1 protein-coding gene is annotated in these 215 nt (G+C 64.7%); it reads right to left on the bottom strand.

What is annotated here, in order from left to right:
• Window positions 1–215, bottom strand: a 215-nt coding sequence (locus RRF55_RS29100) for a hypothetical protein (protein ID WP_439419465.1), incomplete at both ends; no start/stop codon positions are given.

Consider the following 215-nt stretch of genomic DNA (forward strand, 5'->3'; position numbering starts at 1 on the left):
AAGTCTTCGCCACTGTTGGGGCGAAGTTCGATGCTGAAGCGTCCGCCAGGCATGCCCAGGCGCTGAATCTCAAGCTCCACCGCGCCAGCCAGCTGGGTCGCGGCCTGCTGGCGCAGGCGGCTCAGCTCCGAGGCCTTTTCCTGGTAATGGCGGGCAAAGGCGGCAAGTTCGTCACCCAGTCGGGCAATGGACTCGTCGTTGGCGTTGAGGCCTTC

This window comes from Klebsiella sp. K47 (genome assembly GCF_051858335.1).
Lineage (GTDB): Bacteria > Pseudomonadota > Gammaproteobacteria > Enterobacterales > Enterobacteriaceae > Klebsiella > Klebsiella pneumoniae.